Genomic DNA, 17,252 nt, shown 5'->3' on the forward strand with positions numbered 1-17,252 from the left:
TCGTGTGTCCTTGGCGTGTTGTGTTTTTTGTCGGTATTCACCCCCACAAAACCCTCACGACCAGCTCAGCCGAGCACGGCCCGGTGGAACGCCCGCAGCCCGAACCAGCCCACGCCGGCCGTCCCACCCACGAGCACCACCAGCACCACCCAAGCCGACAGGTGCGGCACGTCCGGGGTCAACGCCGCCCGCAACGCCTCGCTCAGGTACACCACCGGGTTCGCCAAGACCGTGATCTGCAGCCAGCGCACCGAGCCCAGGGCCGCCCACGGGTAGTACACGCAGCCGAGCATCATCAGGGGGATCATGATGATGCTGAACAGCACGTTCACCTGCGCGGGCTCCACCACCGAGCCGAGCAGCAGGCCGAGGGCGGCGGAGAACACCGAGCCCAGCAGCAGCATCAGCACCAGCAGCGGCCAGTCCGAATAGGACAGATCGGGTGCCTGGCCCGGGGCGTGCAGGAACGTCACGATCGGCAGCACCAGCACCGCCGCGAACAGCGACTGCACCGCGCCGCTGACGATCCGCTCCACCCCCACCGCCCACACCGGGACCGGGGTGAGCAGCCGGTCCTGGATGGACTTCGGGTAGGACAGTTCCGTGATCAGCGGCACGGTCACGCCGAGCAGGCCGGCGAACAGCATCGAGTTGGCGAGGATCCCCGGTGCCAGGACCGTGCCCGACGTCCCGCCGATCCCGCCGGAGATCGAGGGCAGCACGTAGGAGAACACGAACACCGTCAGCAACGGCTGGACCAGCACCCGCCCCAGCAGGCCGCCGAGCTGCTTGCGGAACACGACGTGGACGTCGCGGGCGAGGAAGGCGAAGAACACCCGGGCCGGGGACACCGACGGCGTGGTGATCGTGGTCATGCCCGGTACGCCCTTCCGGTCAGGGAGAGAAACGCGCTTTCGAGGCTGGGCCGGGCCGTCGTCACGTCCAGCAGCCGCCGGCCGGCCGCGGCGCCCAGGGCGACCAGCTCCGCGATCAGCCCGTCGGTCTCGGCCGTGGACACCCGGACCGAAGCGCCGTCCCGCACCACCGGCAGCGCGCCGAAGTCCATTCCGGACACCGGGCCGTCGTAGGTGGCAGTCACCAGCGACACCCCGCCCGCGGAGGCGATCAGCGCCGACACTTCGTCGCACACCAGCACGCGCCCGCCGTCGATGATCGCCGCCCGGCGGCAGAACCGCTCGGCCTCCTCGATGTTGTGCGTGGTGAGCACGATCGTCTGGCCCGAGGCGTGCAGCTCGCCGAGCGCGTCCCAGACGTTGACCCGGCTGTGCGGGTCGATGCCCGCGGTGGGCTCGTCGAGGAAGAGGATCTCCGGACGCTGCACCAGCGCCCGCGCGATCATCATCCGGCGCAGCTGCCCGCCGGAGAGCTGGTAGAACATCGCGCCGCGGCGGTCGCCGAGGCCGAACTGCTCCAGCAGCTCGTCCGCGCGCCGTCGTGCCGCCGCGCGGGTGCCGCCCCAGTACCGGGCCCGGTAGCGCAGGTTCTCCTCGACGGTCAGCTCCCGGTCAACGGAGTTGGTCTGGCTCACCAGGCTGATCCGGCGGCGCACCTGGACCGGCTCGCGCGCGGCGTCGAAGCCGGCGATGCGCACGCTGCCCGCGGTGGGCCGCACCAGCGTCGTCAGCATGCCGATCGTGGTCGACTTCCCGGCGCCGTTCGGGCCGAGCAGGCCGAAGAACTCCCCCGCGCGGACGTCGAGGTCGATCCCGGCGACCGCCTCGACCGGGCCCCGTTTCGCCGGGTAGACCTTCCGCAGCCCGGTCGCCGCCACGACGGAGGCCGTCCGCCCGGCCACGGCGGGCCGGGCGGGGGTTCGCAGTCCCGCCATCACACGGGCTTGCGCAGCACGAGCGACTGGCTCATCACCGGGTACATCGCGGAGACGAGCACTTCCGGCAGCGACTTCACCACGTGCTCGAAGTCGAACTCCGGCGTGCCGAGCAGCTCCCGCGGGTCGCCGGTCTCCAGCTGCAGCCCGCTCGCCTCGATCAGCGCGCCGACGTCCTGGTTGATGCCCCACATGTTCTTCTCCAGCACGCCGAACGGCCGGAGGTCGAGGAAGGCGTCCACGGTCAGGACCAGCTTGCCGCCCGGCTTCAGCAGCCGCGTGCTCGCCCGCACGATGTCGGCGCCTTCGGCGAGGTCCACGTGCTCCAGGACGGACAGGCACAGCACCCGGTCGAACGACTCCGGCTCGAGGTCCGCGTCCTGCAGCCGGGCCGCGACCAGTTCGACGTCGGTCCCGAAGGTGGTGTTGAGCAGCCGGTGCTCGCGCGGCGACAGCGGCAGGTACCCCGGGTCGGTCCAGACGTTGTAGTCCTCACGGGCCGACGGGTCGACGTTGACCACCGAACAGCCTTCGAGCGCGGCGACGAACTGCAGCCCGCTCAGCCCGCTGCCGACGTCGAGCACCCGCATGCCCGGGGTGAACTCCGCGACGGCGAACGCCCACGGGTACTCGTGCACCCGCGTGCCGCTCGCGTACTGGAAGGCGAACGGGCCGTAGTCCGGCTTCGCCGGATCGGCCAGCGCTTCCAGCGGCCGCTGCATCGGCCGCTTGCCCTCGGCGAGCAGCCGCGCGGACCGGTGTCCGTAGGGCGCACCCCACTTCTCGTTCCAGGCCGCGAACTCGGCGGGAAGATCCTTGCGTGCCAGCATGGTTCACCTCTCAGACGGTGGCGTGCTCGCGTGCGGCCAGACGTTCCAGCACCGGCACGATCTCGGTGGGCACGGGCTGGGCGTTGGCCTCGTCGGCCAGCCGCCGGGCGTCGGCCCGCCATCGGGGGTTCTCGAGCAGGTCGGTGACCAGCCCGCGGACGGTGTCGGGCCCGGCGTCCTCGGGCAGCAGCACCGCGGCCGCCCCGGTCGGCGCCAGCTGGTTCGCGACGAACGCCTGGTCGGGGAACTGCGGCACGATGAGCTGCGGGACGCCGTTGACGACCCCGGTCATCGTGGTGCCGTTGCCGCCCTGGTGGATCATCAGGTCGCAGGTCGGCAGCAGCAGGTGCAGCGGCAGCGCGTCGACCACCCGGATGCCGTCGGGGATCGGGCCGAGGTGCTCGCGGTGCGAAGGCGCGACGGTGACGACGACCTCGGCGTCGATCCCGGCGACCGCCTCCAGCATCTGCCCGGCCAGCACCAGGTTCGGGTTCACCTTCGCCAGGGTGGTGCCCCAGGTGATGCAGACCCGGCGCTCCGATGGCGGCTCCAGCAGCCACTCCGGCACCTCGGCCGGCCCGTTGTAGGCGATGTAGCGCATGAGCTGCTTGGGGTAGTCCGTCGGGAGCTGGATGCTCGGCGGGCACGGGTCGACCGTGAGCGTCCCCTGTGGACTGAACTCGGTGACGCCGAAGCGCTCGGCGAGCGGGCGCAGGAGGACCGGCTCGATGTCCCGGCCGCGGTAGGCGATGTCCGGCGCCATCAGCACCCGCACGTTCGGCACCCCGACCGCGGCGGCGGCGATCGGGCCGGCGTAGGTGGTCGGGCCGTGCACGACCAGGTCCGGCTGCCAGGCGCGGGCGAACTCGACCAGGCCGTCGACCATGGTCTCGGCGATGTCGGCGAACATCCGCAGCGCGCGTTCGCCCTTGGGCTTGCGCAGCTGCTTCCACAGCTCCACCGTGGCCGGCGCGTCCCGGTCGATGTGCATCGTGTCGCGCGTCAGCTGGCTGAAGTCGCAGTCCTCGCCGACTTCGACGGCGGGCTGGCCGGACATGGTGATCGCCTCGGCGAGCGCGGGCGGACCGGCGACCCGGATCTCGTGCCCCGCGTTGCGCAGCGCCCAGGCCAGCGGAACCATCGGGTAGTAGTGCGGGGGCCACGCCCACGCGGAGAACAGCACGCGCATTCGCGTACTTCCTTTCTGAGACGCCGAATGACCAGAACTTCGCAGCCGGGCTTGGGGCACGGCTGGAGGATCGCTCACCTCCCGGCGAGCGACCGCAGGTCCGCGACGAGCTCGGCGGGGGCGGGCCGGTCCTCGTTCTCCAGCCGCGCCCGCCGCGCCGCCGCCGTGAACCCGCTCCGCTGCAGCACGTCGAACACCGCGCCGGCGACCGCCGCCGCGCTGAACTCCGCGGCCGCCAGCGCGCGGCCCGCGCCCGCGGCCTCGAGCCGCCGCGCGATCGCCAGGTGGTCCGGCAGCTGGCCGACGGCGACCTGGGGCAGCCCGGCGGCGAGCCCGGTCAGGACGCTGCCCGCCCCGCCCTGGGACACCAGCACGTCGCAGTGGGCGAGGAGCCGGTCCAGCGGCGGGTCGACGAACACCGACACGGTGGGCGGCAGGTCGCCGAGCAGCGCGCGCTGCCGCGCCGAAACCGCCAGCACGACGTGCACGTCCAGTTCGGCCACCGCGCGGGCGGTCTCCCCCGCGAGGAAGTACTCCGGGCCGAGCAGCTCCATCGTGTGTCCCCAGGTGACGCACACCCGGGGCCGCGCCACCGGGCCGAGCACCACCTCGGCCCGCTCCGGACCCGAGCACGGCAGGTAGCGGACCAGCCGCCGCGGCAGGTCGCCCGGAGCGTGCAGGCACGACGGTGTCGGGTCGATCGTGGTGCCGGCGAGCGGGTCGACCGGCCCGACACCGAGCCGCCCCCCGATCGGTTCCAGCAGGCCGGGCAGGAACCGGGCGGCCCGCGCCACCAGGTCGGGCCCGTAGAGGTGGCGGACCGACGGGATCCCGAGCGCGGCCGCCACCAGCGGCCCGGCGAACGCCGTCGGTTCGGCGACCACGAGGTCGGGTCGCCAGGCCTGGGCGAACCGCACGGCGTCGCCCGCCATCTCACCGGCCAGCCGCGCGAACAGCTTCAGCGCCCGGGGCACCCCGTCGGCCGGCGGCGCCGGCGCGGGCCCGGCTTCGGCGGGCAGGACGAACTCCCGGAACTCCGGCAGCACGTCGAGGTCGGGGCCGGCGGCGACCGCGGTCAGCCCGAGCTCGGCGATCGCCGGGCCGAGCGCGGGCTGCCCGAGCACTCTGACCTCGTGCCCGGCTCCGCGCAGCGCCCACGCGAGCGGGGCGACCGGATGCAGGTGGGTGCGCCAGCCCCACATGACGAACAGCACGCGCATCGCCCTCGGCCGCCGGCCGCCAGTGCTCACACTTCCTCCAGCACGTCACGTCCGCGGCACCCTTGCGCGCGGGCGAGCCATCGCTCACGGCCACACCGGATCAAGGTGCCATCGGGCCGCACTGGATTCGCCGTCCAGCCGCCCGCCCGCGAGCCGGGGTCGAGCAGGGCTATAGCCGCCATCGCGACACTTCGGCAGCTTTCCGTCACCCGAGCGCAGGGGATACGACATGGCCGATTCAGCGAGATCGCTCCTGCTGGAGCAGGTCCGCGGCTACCACGAAGCACAGGCCCCCGGGCCGCAGAAGTTCGTCCCCGGCGAGACGCCGATCCTGTCCTCGGGCGCGGTGCTCGACGCGGACGACCGCGTGGCGCTGGTGGCGGCCGCGCTCGACCTCCGGATCGCCTCCGGCGGGATCGCGGCCAAGTTCGAGTCGTCGTTCGCCCGGACCCTCAAGCGGCGCAAGGCGCTGCTCACCAACTCGGGCTCGTCGGCGAACCTGCTGGCGATCAGCGCGCTGTGCGCGCCCCAGCTCGGCGACGACCGGCTGCGGCCCGGTGACGAGGTGATCACGGTCGCGGCCGGGTTCCCGACCACGGTGAACCCGATCCTGCAGCACGGCCTCGTCCCGGTGTTCGTCGACATCGAACTCGGCACCTACAACACGACGGCCGAACGGGTCGAAGCCGCCTTCTCGCCGCGCACCCGCGCGATCATGATCGCGCACACCCTCGGCAACCCCTTCCCGGTCGCGGAGATCGCCGAGCTCGCCGAGCGGCACGGGTGCTACCTGATCGAGGACAACTGCGACGCGGTCGGGTCGACCTACCGGGGCCGGCTGACCGGGACGTTCGGCCAGTTCTCCACCGTGTCCTTCTACCCGGCCCACCACCTGACCATGGGCGAGGGCGGCTGCCTGCTGACTTCGAGCCTGAAGCTGGAGCGGCTGGCGAGGTCCCTGCGCGACTGGGGCCGCGACTGCTGGTGCGAACCCGGCGAGGACGACCGCTGCCTGCGGCGGTTCGACTTCTCGCTGGGCACGCTGCCGCCGGGCTACGACCACAAGTACGTGTTCTCGCAGCTCGGGTACAACCTCAAGAGCACGGACCTGCAGGCCGCGCTGGGGCTGAGCCAGCTGGCGAAACTGCCCGGCTTCACCGAGGCGAGGAAGCAGAACTGGCAGCAGCTGCGCGAAGGCCTCGACGGCCTGCCGGGCCTGCTGCTGCCCGAGCCGACCCCGGGCAGCGACCCGAGCTGGTTCGGGTTCGTGATCACGGTGCAACCGGACGCGGGCTTCACCGCCGGCGAGGTGATCGCCCACCTGGAGGCCAACGCGATCCGGACCCGGCGGCTGTTCGCCGGCAACCTCACCCGGCACCCGGCCTACCTCGACCGGCCGCACCGCATCTCCGGCTCGCTGGCCAACAGCGACATCGTCACCGAGCGGACGTTCTGGGTCGGTGTGTACCCGGGCATCACCCCGGAAATGATCGAGTTCGTCATCGGCACGCTCAAGGAGTTCGTCGCCACCCACTGAAGCGACCCTCCCCCGGCGCCTCTCGGAACTCCCCCGTTCCGAGAGGCGCTTTTCTTTTTCATATTGTGACGACTTAAGATAGAATTGATATTCGCGGCAATCTTTGCCACCGTGGACACCGGGTGTGAATTCATATTTACCGCTCGTGACGCACCCGACGATCCGGATGAATCGGATTAAACAGAAAAGACGGACGAATGCGTGCGAATCCTCTGGGCATCGGGTCTTCGCTGCTCACCGGGACTTCACCGGCCCCGAGCCGCCCGCCTCGACGGTCTTCCCACCAACGTCGGGGCGTCTCGGGGAAATCTTGACACCGCCACCAGCGGCGAATACTGTCAGCCACACGGCGCGAAAGTGCTAAATCTGGGGTGAGGGCAGCCCTTTTGCGCCGAACTGGGGATGATGTCGGCTATTTCGCCGTTTCGTCGGATAGTCGAATCACCGTCCCCCGGTTACGTGTTCTTATGCCTACCGCTGGGGGAAGTCATGAGATTCAATACCCTGGGCACCTTCGAGGTGACCCACGAAGACCGGCTGCTCACACCGACCGCACCGAAGCAGCGCAGCGTCCTGGCGCTGCTGGTCCTCTGCCACGGCGGCCTGGTGCCGGTGACCTCGCTCATCGAGGAGATCTGGCCGGAGAACCCGCCGGCGAGCGCACTGACCACCTTGCAGACCTACATCTACCAGCTGCGCAAGCTGTTCTGCGCCGCCGGCAACAGCCACGACGGCGTGCTGGTGACGAAACCGCTGGGCTACCTGGCCCGGATCGCGCCGGGAAGCGTCGACGCCGACGAGTTCGAGCAGCTGGCCGGCACCGCCAAGGACGCGCTGGAGGCGGGTGACCCGCTGCGCGCCTCGCAGCTGCTCCACCGGGCGACCGCGCTGTGGCGGGGCGACGCGTTGTGCGACGTCCAACGTGGACCGCTGCTCGACGCGCACGCCGCGAAGCTCAACGAGGCCTGGTTGCAGGCGCTCGGGATGCGGGTCGAGGCCGACCTGCAGATCGGCAGGCACCACGAGCTGGTCGGCGAGCTGCGCGGGCTGATCGCGAAGTACCCGCTGCACGAGGACCTGTACGCGAAGCTGATGCTCGCGCTGTACCGGTGCGACCGGCGGTCGCAGGCGTTGCAGGTCTACCACGAGGTCCGGCGCTGCCTCGACGACGAGCTGGGCATCGATCCCTCGCCGACGCTGCAGCGGCTGCACCAGAACGTCCTCTCGGACTCCCCCTCGCTGCGCCAGGTGACGCCGGTGGTGCGGGCGGGGACCGCGCCGGCGCCGCGGAACATCGTCCAGGCGCAGCTGCCCGCGGACCTGTCGGACTTCACCGGCCGGACCGCCGAGCTGGCCGAGCTGGACCGGCTCCTCACCCCCGAGGGGTCGGCCGGGCGGACGTTCGCGGTGACCGGGATGACCGGGGTGGGCAAGACGGTGCTCGCGGTGCGGGCGGCGCACGCGGCCCGGTCGCGGTTCCCGGACGGCCAGCTGTTCGCCGAGTTCGGCCCGGACACCGAGCCCGCGGACGTCCTCGGCGGGTTCCTGACCGACCTCGGCGTCCCCGCGGCGGACGTGCCCGCGGGCGAGGCCGAGCGCGCCAAGCTGTTCCGGACCAGGACCGCCGGCGGCTGCGGGCTGATCCTGCTCGACAACGTCACGTCGGCCGCGCAGATCCGGCCGCTGCTGCCCGGCGGCCGCTGGGTGGTGCTGGCCACCGGGCGGCGGCTCACCGGCTCCCTGCCGGGGGTGGTGCCGATGCTGCTGGAGCCGATGTCCACCGACGACGGTGTCGCGCTCATGTCCAAAGTGGTCACGTCGCGGAACATCCTGCACGAACGCGGCACGGTGGCCGCGGTGGTCCACCGCTGCGGCGGTCTCCCGGTGGCGCTGCGCGCGCTGGGCGAGCGCCTGTCGGTCAACCGGCACTGGCCGGTGACCAAGCTGGCGGCCCGCGTCATCGGCGACGACGGGCTGCGCCCGGAGCTGCAGGCCGCGGGCGTCGACCTGCACGGGCCGTTCCGGGAGGACCTCGCCGCGCTCGAGCCCCGCGACCGGCAGGTGCTGACCCGGCTGTGCGAGTCCGGATTGGACTGCTTCACGGCGAAGAACGCGGTCGCGGTCGTCGAAGGGAGCGAACGCGAGGCGGAGGACACCCTCGACCGGCTGGTGGCGGCGAACATGCTGCGGGTCCGGGTCCAGGCCGACGGCCCGGAGTTCCACTACTCCCTGCCGCCCCTGTTCAAGGACTTCTGCACCGGGGCGGAACGGCCGTCGCACCTGCTCCAGGTGGTCGCCACCCTCCCGCGCGAAGCGGAGACCGGGATCGCCGTCCCCGGTTGAGCCGGGGACCGGGACCGGCGGAGTGGATTCGTGGAGGACCACCCCGCCGGATCCGGCGAACCGCAGGACTGCCGCCCGGAGCGGCGAACAGGTGATCGGAACGGCCGACACGGGGTACTCCCGGCGTGTCGGCCGTTCCCGTCGGTGGGCCGGCCACCGAAGCCGGCACCGCGCGGTCCGCTCGGCGCGCACCGGCTCCGCCACCGGCACCGCCCGCCTCACCGGGCCAGGAACTCCAGCCGCCCCACCACCGCCGCCGGAGCCGGACGCGACCGGTTCTCCGCCGCGATCTCCGCCGCCCGCCGGGCGTAGCCCGCCTCCGCGAGCACCCCGGCAGCAGCCGAAGCCACCGCTTCCGGGGTGAGCTCCGCCGCCGGGAGCAGGACGCCGGCGCCCGCGGCCGCCACCCGTCCGGCGTGCGTGACCTGGTCGCCCTTGAACGGGACCACCAGCTGCGGCACCCCGCAGGCCGCGGCCGTGAGCGCCGTGCCCGCGCCACCCTGGTGCACGACCAGGGCGCAGCCGGGCAGGATCGTGTGCAGCGGCACCGATTCCAGCACCCGGACGCCGTCGGGCAGCTCGCCCAGCAGGGGCCGCTGGCCGCGGGCCACCGCGACGAGCACCTCGGTGCCGCAGCGGAGGAGCCCCGCCAGCGCCACCCGGACCGGGTCCAGGTTGCCCGTGGTGCCCCCGAACGAGGCGCCCCAGGTCAGGCAGACGCGGGGACGGCCCGCCGGGGCGCCCGTCCGGGGGATCACGGCCGAGCCGTTGTAGGGGATGGTGCGCAACGGCCAGGCCGGCCCCGGGGTCTCCAGCTGCAGGGCCGCCGGGCACGGATCGATCGTCACCGTGCCCGCCGGGTCCGGCTCGCCGAGGCCCCACTCGTCCCACAGCGGGGCCAGCAGGGGCCATTCCCCCGCGCGCTGGGCGTAGGTGTGGTCGACCCCGTAGAGCACCCGCGCCGACGGGATGCCCGCCACCGCGGCCGCGACCGGGCCCGCGTACTCACGCGGGTCGAACAGGACGACGTCCGCCCAGTCACGGGCCACCGCCACGAGTGCGCCGGCCCAGCCCTGCGCGGTCAGGCGGAACATCCGCATGGTCCGCTCGGTGCGGTCGCCCGCGCGGGGGTCGAACCCCTGCCAGGCCACCGTGCCGTCGACGTCCTCGCCCAGGGGCAGCACCGGGAGCCCGGTGCGGCGTGCCGCGGCCGCGAACGACGGCGCCGCCGCCACCCGCACCTCGTGCCCGGCGGCTCGCAGCCCCCAGGCGAGCGGCACCATCGGGTAGAGGTGGGAGACGGCGGGATAGCTGGTCACCAGGATTCGCATGGGGCACTCCGGGGAAGAAGGACGTGGCCGGTCACGACGCGTCGAGGACCTCGACCGCGCCGGTCGTCCCGTCCACGGTGACCAGCTGGCCGTCGCGCAGGACCTCGGTCGCGTTGCCGGTCGCCACCACGGCCGGGATGCCGTGCTCGCGCGCGAGGATCGACGGGTGCGAGAGCAGCCCGCCGGTGTCGGTGATCAGGGCGCCGATGCCGCCGAACAGCACCGACCACTGCGGGGTGGTCTCCGGGCAGACCAGCACGTCGCCGGGGCGCAGCTTCGCGAACTCGCGCTCGCTGATCACCACCCGCACGACGCCGGTGTACCGGCCCGCCGACGCCGCCGTCCCGCGCAGCAGCCGGTCGCCCGCCGCCGCGCGGTGCCCGGCGCCCAGCTCGGACACCGAGTCGATCCACAGCATCGGCTCCAGCACCGCGCGATCGGCCGGGGCCAGCTCGGCCAGCACCGCCTCCCGATCGGGCCCGCCCTGGTATTCGCCGTAGGTCTGCGGGCCGAGGTTGGCCTGCGACCACGCCTGCTGCCCGGCGCGCAGCGCCACCAGATCGTGCTGCGCCGCACCGGAAGCGAAGGCGGCGCGTGCTTCGTCCAAAGTGAGCAGGAAGATGTCGTCGACGTCGGCCAGCAGTCCACCCGAGACTAGCCGGGCGGCCAGTTCGCGCAGCGCGTACCGGACCTGCGCCCAGGCGACGTGCGCCTCGAACCCGGTGTCGTCGCGCAGCGGGAACGCGCGTTGCGCGCGGGCCAGCGCGCGGTCGAACCGGGCGAGCTCCGCTCCGGACAGCCGGACGCGGGCCGCCGCGACGGTCTCTTCGCGCTCGGCGATCGCCGCCGCCGCGGCGGCGTCGGTGTCGGTGCCCGCGTCGAGCCGGTCCCGGATCAGGCTCAGCACCAGCCGCGGCTGTTCCGCCAGCGACGGCTCGGCGAGGTCCGCGCCGAGACAGCGCTGGCCGTACTCGACGAGGTAGGCCTCGAACGCTTCGGCGAATTCGCCGGCCGGCTCCCGGAGCACGCCGGGGTCGCGCGCGGCGAGGCGGGCCAGCCGGCCCAGCTCTCGCGCGGGCTCGGCCGCTCGGCCGGGGAGCCCGGTCAGCATCGGGAGGATCTCCGCGGCGCCCCAGCCGAGCAGGTCCCGGCAGACGACGCCGAGCTCGCCCCAGACCATGCTGGACACGCCGCCGACGAGGAAGTGCAGCCGCTGTGCCTCGTAGGCCAGCTCGACCCGCCGGTCCAGTTCCGCGGCCAGCTCCGGCCCCGGCAGCTCGCCGAGGACCACCGACCGGACCTCGGTCAAGGCGGCGCGCAGCCCCGGGAGCCACTCGGCGTACCACCGGTCGACGATCTCGCCGTGCTTGTCGGCCCGGCCGGCCCCGACCACCTTCCGCGCTCGCTCGCGCACCGCGTCCACCGACGCCAGCGGCACGATCCGCACGTAGGACCAGCCGCCGAGGTTCCGCACCTCGACCCGCTCGCCGAACGCGTAGGTGAACAGGTTCGAGCTGGTCCGGTTGACCGCCCGGATCAGGGTCGAGGTGTTCATGGGCGACAGCGGCTTGAGCGTGTACCCGCCGCGGAGCCAGAACCCCGGCGGCACCTCGAACTCGATCGCGACCGGCTCCGGCCCCGCGGCGGGCAGCGCGGTGATCGGGCGCGCCTGCAGGAGGACCACGTCGTCGCCGGCCCACGCCCATTCGATGTCCTGCGGAGAGCCGGCGTCGGCCTCGACCCGCCGCGCCAGGTCCGCGACGCGGCCGGCCTGCTCCGCGGTCAGCACCCCGTGCGGCCCGCGGACCAGGGCGGGCGCGTCCGTGACGGCCCATTCGTCCGGCACGACCCGGCCGGAGACCAGCTGGTCGCCGAGCCCCGGCACGGCGTCGACGCGGACCGTGCCCCGCGCGCCGGTGACCGGATCGGCGCTGAACGCCACGCCGGCGGCGACGGCCGGGACCAGCGGCTGGACCAGCACGGCCAGCCCCGGCCGGTCCGCGCGGCCGCGGTATTCGCGCAGCCGGGCCGCGTCGGCCGACGCCCAGCAGGTGCGCACGGCCGCGACGAGCTCGTCGAACCCGGACACCCCGAGCACCGTTTCGTACTGCCCGGCGTGGGACTGCTCGTCCCCGTCCTCGGCGACGCCGGAGGACCGCACCGCCAGCGGCACGTCGCCGAAGTGGCCGGCCACGGACCGCAGCGCGGCCAGCACACCGGCCGAGAACTCGCCGGCCTCGAACGCGGCGACGGTGAGCACCAGCCCCGGCGGCACCGGGAACCCGGCCTGCCGCAGCCGCGCCAGCCGGGCGGCCTTCCGCCCGGCTTCGGCCGCTTCGAGGCCGGGCTCGTCCAGCGACCGGACGAGATCGGGCTGGGTGAGCGTCACGCGGAACCTCCCGGCGTGTCGACGAGGATCGCGGCGCCCACCGGGTCGGCTGTGCCCGCGTGCTCGATGTCGGCGCCGACCGCGACCGCCCGGCGATCGAGATCGGTCACCTCGTCCGCGACGTTCACCGAGTCGGCAGCGGCGCCCACGTCGCCGCGAACCTCCGCCACCCGACCGCCGACGCCAGCCACCTCGGCCGCATCGCCCACCGGGCCGGCCGCGGAGTCCGCGCCGTCGGCGCCGGTGCGGTCCGCGACCGGGGAACCGAGACCGGTCACTTCGGCCGCGAGGTCGATGAGGATCGCGGCGTCCGCGTCGCCCGCTCCGGCCGCGACCACCGCCTCGTAGGCCAGCGCGGCCGCGGTCAGCACCGGCGTGGCGACGCCCGCTTCGGCCGCCGCGGCGGTGCCCAGCCTCAGGTCCTTGGCCATCAGCTCGGACCGGAACGCGGCCGGCTCGTAGCGGCGCGAACGCATCAGCTCCGCCCGGAACGACAGGACCTTCGAGCTGAAGCCGCTGGCTCCGATCGCCGCCAGGAGCCGGTCGCGGTCGAGGCCGGCCGCCACGCCGTAGTTGACGGCCTCGGCCAGCGCCGCGACCTGGCCGCCCAGCAGGAGGTTGAACACCAGCTTCGTGGTGGCCGCGTGGCCGGCCGGGCCGAGGTAGGACACCTCGCGGCCGATCGCCGCCAGCACGTCGCCCGCCGACTCGACGGCCGGCCGGGCTCCGGCGGCGAGCACCCGGAGCTGCCCGGCCGCGGCTTGGGCCGGGTTGCCCAGCACGCACGCCTCGATCCGGGTCACCCCGGCGGCCGCGAGCCGGGCGGTCAGCGCCCGGGAGTACCCGGCCGACACGGTCGAGGTGTCCACGATGACCAGCCCGGGCCGGATCGCGGGCCCGGCCGCGGCCAGCACCGCGTCCACCGCCGGCTCGTCGGCGAGGCTCAGCAGCACGCGGCCGGCGCCGGCCACCGCGGCCTCGGCCGAAGCGGCGAGCTCGGCGCCGCGGTCGAGCAGCGGGGCCGCCTTGGCGGCGGTGCGGTTGTGCACCAGCACCCGGTAACCGTGGCCGAGCAGGCTCGCCGCCATGCCCGAGCCCATCACGCCGAGGCCGAGCACGGCGATCGTCTTGGTGTCCATCGGCCTCAGCCCGCGGCGAACGCGGCCGGCGGCACCGAGATCTGCGAAATGCACCGCATCACGCTCTTGGCGAAGTGCTGCCGGAAGCCTTCGGGCGTCTCGGTGTTGCGCTCCGAAGCGAGGTACGGCTTCAGCTGCTCCTCGACCAGGTGCACCCCCTCCTGGCGGGCCATGTGCCTGCCGATCTGGGAGAAGTCGCCTTCGTAGTGGATGAACCGGACCAGCTGCGCGTCGCGGATGAACACCGCGGTGCCGAGGAGCCGGCCGACCTCGGTGCCGCTCTCGTCGCGCATGATCGGCGAATCGGCCCGCTTGAAGTTCGCGAAGATCCCGGCGATCTCGTCTTCGAAGCCGGGCTTGATGTCGTAGGTGATGGCCGCGTAGGGCATGGCAAAGCCTCCTGGTTCACATTCCGCCGTCGACGGCCAGCAGCGCGCCGGTGACGTAGGCCGACAGGTCACTGGCGAGGAACAGCACCGCGCCGGCGACCTCTTCCGGGGTGCCGAGCCGGCCCAGCGCGGTCATCCGCTTGACCCGTTCGGCGACCGGCGGCGCAAGCTCGTCGCCGGTGTCGATCACGCCCGGCGCGATCGTGTTGACCCTGATCCCGCCGAACTCCTTGCACAGCGACCGGGTCAGGCCGACCACGCCCGCTTTGGCCGCGGTGTAGTGCGCCGTGCCCGCCATCCCGCGGAACGCCACCGAGGCACCCACGTTGACCACGCTCGCGCCCTCGGCCAGCAGGGGCACGCACGCCTGGGTGACCAGGAACATCGACGTCAGGTCGGTGTCGATCAGCCGGGTCCACTCGGCCGGGTCCAGCCCGGCCAGCGGGGCGTGCCCGTGCACGCCCGCGTTGTTCACCAGCACGTCCAGGCCGCCCAGCTGCGCCTGGCAGGTCTCCGCGACGCGCGCCACGTCCGCCGCGGCGGTCACGTCCGCGCGCACGACGCTGCCGCCGAGCTCGGCCAGCTCCCGCCGCAGCGACTCCGCGGCGGCGGTGTCCTCCCGGTGCACGGCGACCACGGTCGCGCCGGCCGAGGCCAGCCCGAGCGTCACGGCCCGGCCGATCCCGCGGGTGCCGCCCGTGACGAGCGCCCGCTTGCCCTTCAATCCGAGTTCCACGCATTTCTCCTATCCGGTCGCGACCACGGCGATCGCGTTGACCAGCAGCGCGGCGATCGCGAGACCGGTCCGCAGCAGGTTCCAGTTGCGCCACCGCGGGCGCGGGTCGTCCCAAGTGGACGGAACGGTTTCGAGCGTCTTGACCGACCGGTTGATCGGCACGTTGGCCAGGTGTGAAACCGCGGACACGCCGAGCAGCAGCGCCGCCGCGAGTCCGAAGAGGACAGCCGCGCCGGCGATCGCCAGCACGGCGTCGGCCACCGCCGTCCCCAGCACGGTCAGCGGCATGACCGGGTCGTAGTTCTTCCCGATCAGCCGGTGGGCGGCCACGTACTGCTCGGGCTCCATCCCCCGGAACGCGGGCACCACGCTGAGCGCCACGCAGAACAGCACGCCGGCCGCGATCCCGCTGCCCGCGAGCACGAGCACCTCGAGCACGCCATCCACAATGGACTCCTAGTAGCTGGCCACGACCTGGTAGAGACCGAACGCGCTGCCCCGTGAGGCGTCCTGGTAGGGCCGCAGCGGCGACGTGGTGCCGCGGTGGTCCGGCCCGGTCTCCCACTTCCGGAAGGCGTCCAGGTCGGCCCACTCGCTCATCACGACGAACGAGCGGGCCTCGCCCAGCGACTGCATCAGCTCGTTGCCGAGCAGGCCCGGCGTGCCGGACAGCTCGGCGCTGATGCGGTGGTAGGCCTCGGTGACGCCGCCGGCGTCGCCCTCCGGCGCCGACGCGTAGATCAGCACGCGGACGCGGCTCACGCGGAAGCCCCGGCGCCGGTCAGGTTGTGCACCACCCGCATCGTCTGCATGGAGCCCTTGCTGCGGTACGGGTGCAGCTTGCCGCGGTGCACCACGTGCTCCTCGCTGCGCTCGTACTCGCGGAACAGCTCCTCGCTCACCCAGTCGCTGACGATGTAGTAGACGCCCTCCTCCTCGTCGCCGCGGGAGAGCCACTGGCCGAGGTTGGCGCGCTGGCCGGTGATCGTGCCGGCGCTCTCGTACCAGACCTTCTCGAACTCCTCGCCCTTGCCGGGCAGGACCTCCATCCGCAGCATGACGCGGAAGACCTCGCTGTCGGCCATCGTGTTCCCCTTCAGATTCCGCCGTCGACGTGGACGGTCTCGCCGGTGATGTAGGACGACAGGTCGCTGGCCAGGAACAGCACCGCGTTGGCGATCTCCGCCGGGCTGCCCAGCCTGCCGATCGCCGTGAGCTGGTGGTAACGCTGCTTGACTTCGTCCGGCAGCGGACGTTCCGGCGTCTCGATCACGCCGGGCGCCACCACGTTGACCCGGATCCGGCGGCCGCCCAGCTCCTTGGCGAGCGACCGCGCGAGCCCGATCAGCGCCGACTTCGACGCCGTGTAGTGCGCCCGCAGCGGGATCCCGACGGTCGCCACCCGGGAGCCGATCAGCACGATGGACGCGCCGTCGGACAGCAGCGGCAGCGCCTTCGAGATCAGCAGGTAGGCCGCGGTCAGGTTCGTGTCGAGGACGCGCTTCCACTCCTCGAGCGGCAGCTCCCCGAACGGGATGTGGCTGATCGCCCCGGCGTTGCTGACCAGGACGTCCAGCCCGCCCAGCCGCGTCCGGCACTCCTCCAGGAGTGTGTCGACCTCGTCGGGCCGGGTGACGTCGGCGAGCACGACGTGGTGTTCCCCGCCGATCTCCTTGAGTTCGCGGGACATCTTGGCGGCGGCCTCGGAGTCCGACCGTCCACAGGTGACGAGGCCGGCGCCCGCCCCGGCGAACGCGTGGGACAGGCCGCGGCCGATCCCCCCGGTTCCCCCGGTGACCAGCACCCGTTTGCCGTCGAGCCTGATGCTCATGTCTCTCCTTCGAAGTGTCAGTACAGGACGGCGATGCCGTCGGCGAGCAGCGCGGCCGCCATCAGGACCGTGCGGGCGGTGTTCCACGCCTTCCAGCGCGCCCGCGGGTCCCGGCTGGGCCAGTCCGGGGGTTCGTCCGCCGGGTCGAGCTTCAGCACGAACCGGTTGATCGGCACGGCCTTGGCGACCGACACCGCGATCACCGACGCGACGAGCACCGCGGCGACCACGAACCAGGCGCCCGAGGGCGCGGTGATCGCGGCGACCACGTTGGCCAGCAGCGCGACCGCGTTAATGATCGGCATCGCCGGGTCGTACCGCGGCTGCAGGTACTGCACCATCTCGACGTACCGCCGGTAGGACAGCACCTGCATCATCGGCGCGAGCCCGACGGTGGTGCAGAACATGTCGCCCGCGGCGATGCCGCCGCAGACCAGCGCCAGCAGCGCGGCGATCTGGTAGGTCATGG

The 17,252-nt window shown here is 73.1% G+C and carries 17 protein-coding genes; 2 read left to right on the forward strand and 15 right to left on the reverse strand.

Going from position 1 to position 17,252, the window contains the following annotated elements; genetic code table 11:
• Positions 1-65: 65 nt before the first annotated feature.
• The 5 genes from ACWED2_RS27635 to ACWED2_RS27655 all read right to left on the reverse strand — a co-directional run bounded on the left by ACWED2_RS27635 (position 66) and on the right by ACWED2_RS27655 (position 5,118).
• Positions 66-875, reverse strand: a complete 810-nt coding sequence (locus tag ACWED2_RS27635; protein ID WP_449693407.1) for an ABC transporter permease — start codon at positions 873-875, stop codon at positions 66-68.
• Positions 872-1,849: an ABC transporter ATP-binding protein gene (locus ACWED2_RS27640; protein ID WP_449693408.1), complete on the reverse strand. Its 978-nt coding sequence runs from the start codon at positions 1,847-1,849 to the stop codon at positions 872-874. The genes ACWED2_RS27635 and ACWED2_RS27640 overlap by 4 nt, the downstream gene beginning before the upstream one ends.
• Entirely contained in the window at positions 1,849-2,679 is an 831-nt protein-coding gene (locus ACWED2_RS27645; RefSeq protein WP_449693409.1) for a class I SAM-dependent methyltransferase, read from the reverse strand. The genes ACWED2_RS27640 and ACWED2_RS27645 overlap by 1 nt, the downstream gene beginning before the upstream one ends.
• A gap of 10 nt (positions 2,680-2,689) precedes the next feature.
• Positions 2,690-3,868 carry a nucleotide disphospho-sugar-binding domain-containing protein gene (locus ACWED2_RS27650; RefSeq protein WP_449693410.1) on the reverse strand — a complete coding sequence of 393 codons (1,179 nt, stop codon included), beginning with the start codon at positions 3,866-3,868 and terminating at the stop codon, positions 2,690-2,692.
• Positions 3,869-3,942: 74 nt separating this feature from the next.
• A complete protein-coding gene (locus ACWED2_RS27655; RefSeq protein WP_449693411.1) occupies positions 3,943-5,118 on the reverse strand; it encodes a nucleotide disphospho-sugar-binding domain-containing protein in 1,176 nt (391 codons plus the stop codon).
• Between the two features lie 199 nt (positions 5,119-5,317).
• On the opposite strand from ACWED2_RS27655, the gene rfbH reads away from it, so the two are divergent.
• Both rfbH and ACWED2_RS27665 read left to right on the forward strand, forming a co-directional pair.
• Positions 5,318-6,625: a lipopolysaccharide biosynthesis protein RfbH gene (gene rfbH / locus ACWED2_RS27660; RefSeq protein ID WP_449693412.1), complete on the forward strand. Its 1,308-nt coding sequence runs from the start codon at positions 5,318-5,320 to the stop codon at positions 6,623-6,625.
• A 489-nt stretch (positions 6,626-7,114) separates the two neighbouring features.
• Positions 7,115-8,968 (forward strand): BTAD domain-containing putative transcriptional regulator, encoded by a 1,854-nt coding sequence (locus tag ACWED2_RS27665; RefSeq protein WP_449693413.1) that lies wholly within the window; start codon positions 7,115-7,117, stop codon positions 8,966-8,968.
• A 218-nt stretch (positions 8,969-9,186) separates the two neighbouring features.
• On the opposite strand, the gene ACWED2_RS27670 is transcribed toward ACWED2_RS27665, so the two are convergent.
• The 10 genes from ACWED2_RS27670 to ACWED2_RS27715 are packed head-to-tail and all read right to left on the reverse strand — an operon-like array spanning position 9,187 to position 17,250.
• Positions 9,187-10,299 carry a nucleotide disphospho-sugar-binding domain-containing protein gene (locus tag ACWED2_RS27670; protein WP_449693414.1) on the reverse strand — a complete coding sequence of 371 codons (1,113 nt, stop codon included), beginning with the start codon at positions 10,297-10,299 and terminating at the stop codon, positions 9,187-9,189.
• Between the two features lie 31 nt (positions 10,300-10,330).
• Entirely contained in the window at positions 10,331-12,688 is a 2,358-nt protein-coding gene (locus ACWED2_RS27675; protein WP_449693415.1) for a PEP/pyruvate-binding domain-containing protein, read from the reverse strand.
• Positions 12,685-13,827 carry an NAD(P)-dependent oxidoreductase gene (locus ACWED2_RS27680; protein ID WP_449693416.1) on the reverse strand — a complete coding sequence of 381 codons (1,143 nt, stop codon included), beginning with the start codon at positions 13,825-13,827 and terminating at the stop codon, positions 12,685-12,687. The genes ACWED2_RS27675 and ACWED2_RS27680 overlap by 4 nt, the downstream gene beginning before the upstream one ends.
• A gap of 5 nt (positions 13,828-13,832) precedes the next feature.
• Positions 13,833-14,216, reverse strand: a complete 384-nt coding sequence (locus ACWED2_RS27685) for a SchA/CurD-like domain-containing protein (RefSeq protein ID WP_449693417.1) — start codon at positions 14,214-14,216, stop codon at positions 13,833-13,835.
• Positions 14,217-14,232: 16 nt separating this feature from the next.
• A complete protein-coding gene (locus ACWED2_RS27690; protein ID WP_449693418.1) occupies positions 14,233-14,952 on the reverse strand; it encodes an SDR family NAD(P)-dependent oxidoreductase in 720 nt (239 codons plus the stop codon).
• A 9-nt stretch (positions 14,953-14,961) separates the two neighbouring features.
• Complete coding sequence (locus tag ACWED2_RS27695) at positions 14,962-15,399, reverse strand: anthrone oxygenase family protein (protein WP_449693419.1); 438 nt, start codon at positions 15,397-15,399, stop codon at positions 14,962-14,964.
• A 9-nt stretch (positions 15,400-15,408) separates the two neighbouring features.
• Positions 15,409-15,714 (reverse strand): antibiotic biosynthesis monooxygenase family protein, encoded by a 306-nt coding sequence (locus tag ACWED2_RS27700; RefSeq protein ID WP_449693421.1) that lies wholly within the window; start codon positions 15,712-15,714, stop codon positions 15,409-15,411.
• The gene (locus ACWED2_RS27705) at positions 15,711-16,037 is read right to left on the reverse strand and encodes an antibiotic biosynthesis monooxygenase family protein (RefSeq protein ID WP_449693422.1); all 327 of its coding nucleotides are present in this window, start codon (positions 16,035-16,037) and stop codon (positions 15,711-15,713) included. The genes ACWED2_RS27700 and ACWED2_RS27705 overlap by 4 nt, the downstream gene beginning before the upstream one ends.
• 11 nt (positions 16,038-16,048) lie before the next feature.
• Positions 16,049-16,783 (reverse strand): SDR family NAD(P)-dependent oxidoreductase, encoded by a 735-nt coding sequence (locus ACWED2_RS27710; RefSeq protein ID WP_449693423.1) that lies wholly within the window; start codon positions 16,781-16,783, stop codon positions 16,049-16,051.
• A gap of 17 nt (positions 16,784-16,800) precedes the next feature.
• Positions 16,801-17,250, reverse strand: a complete 450-nt coding sequence (locus ACWED2_RS27715; protein WP_449693424.1) for an anthrone oxygenase family protein — start codon at positions 17,248-17,250, stop codon at positions 16,801-16,803.
• Positions 17,251-17,252 lie beyond the last annotated feature (2 nt).

It is taken from the genome of Amycolatopsis sp. NPDC005003 (genome assembly GCF_053600695.1).

Bases quoted from the DNA above. Each gene is read 5' to 3' on its own strand.
- ACWED2_RS27635 (WP_449693407.1), bottom strand. From the start codon at position 875: ATGACCACGATCACCACGCCGTCGGTGTCCCCGGCCCGGGTGTTCTTC.
- ACWED2_RS27640 (WP_449693408.1), bottom strand. From the start codon at position 1,849: ATGGCGGGACTGCGAACCCCCGCCCGGCCCGCCGTGGCCGGGCGGACG.
- ACWED2_RS27645 (WP_449693409.1), bottom strand. From the start codon at position 2,679: ATGCTGGCACGCAAGGATCTTCCCGCCGAGTTCGCGGCCTGGAACGAG.
- ACWED2_RS27650 (WP_449693410.1), bottom strand. From the start codon at position 3,868: ATGCGCGTGCTGTTCTCCGCGTGGGCGTGGCCCCCGCACTACTACCCG.
- rfbH (WP_449693412.1), top strand. From the start codon at position 5,318: ATGGCCGATTCAGCGAGATCGCTCCTGCTGGAGCAGGTCCGCGGCTAC.
- ACWED2_RS27665 (WP_449693413.1), top strand. From the start codon at position 7,115: ATGAGATTCAATACCCTGGGCACCTTCGAGGTGACCCACGAAGACCGG.
- ACWED2_RS27670 (WP_449693414.1), bottom strand. From the start codon at position 10,299: ATGCGAATCCTGGTGACCAGCTATCCCGCCGTCTCCCACCTCTACCCG.
- ACWED2_RS27680 (WP_449693416.1), bottom strand. From the start codon at position 13,827: ATGGACACCAAGACGATCGCCGTGCTCGGCCTCGGCGTGATGGGCTCG.
- ACWED2_RS27685 (WP_449693417.1), bottom strand. From the start codon at position 14,216: ATGCCCTACGCGGCCATCACCTACGACATCAAGCCCGGCTTCGAAGAC.
- ACWED2_RS27705 (WP_449693422.1), bottom strand. From the start codon at position 16,037: ATGGCCGACAGCGAGGTCTTCCGCGTCATGCTGCGGATGGAGGTCCTG.
- ACWED2_RS27710 (WP_449693423.1), bottom strand. From the start codon at position 16,783: ATGAGCATCAGGCTCGACGGCAAACGGGTGCTGGTCACCGGGGGAACC.
- ACWED2_RS27715 (WP_449693424.1), bottom strand. From the start codon at position 17,250: ATGACCTACCAGATCGCCGCGCTGCTGGCGCTGGTCTGCGGCGGCATC.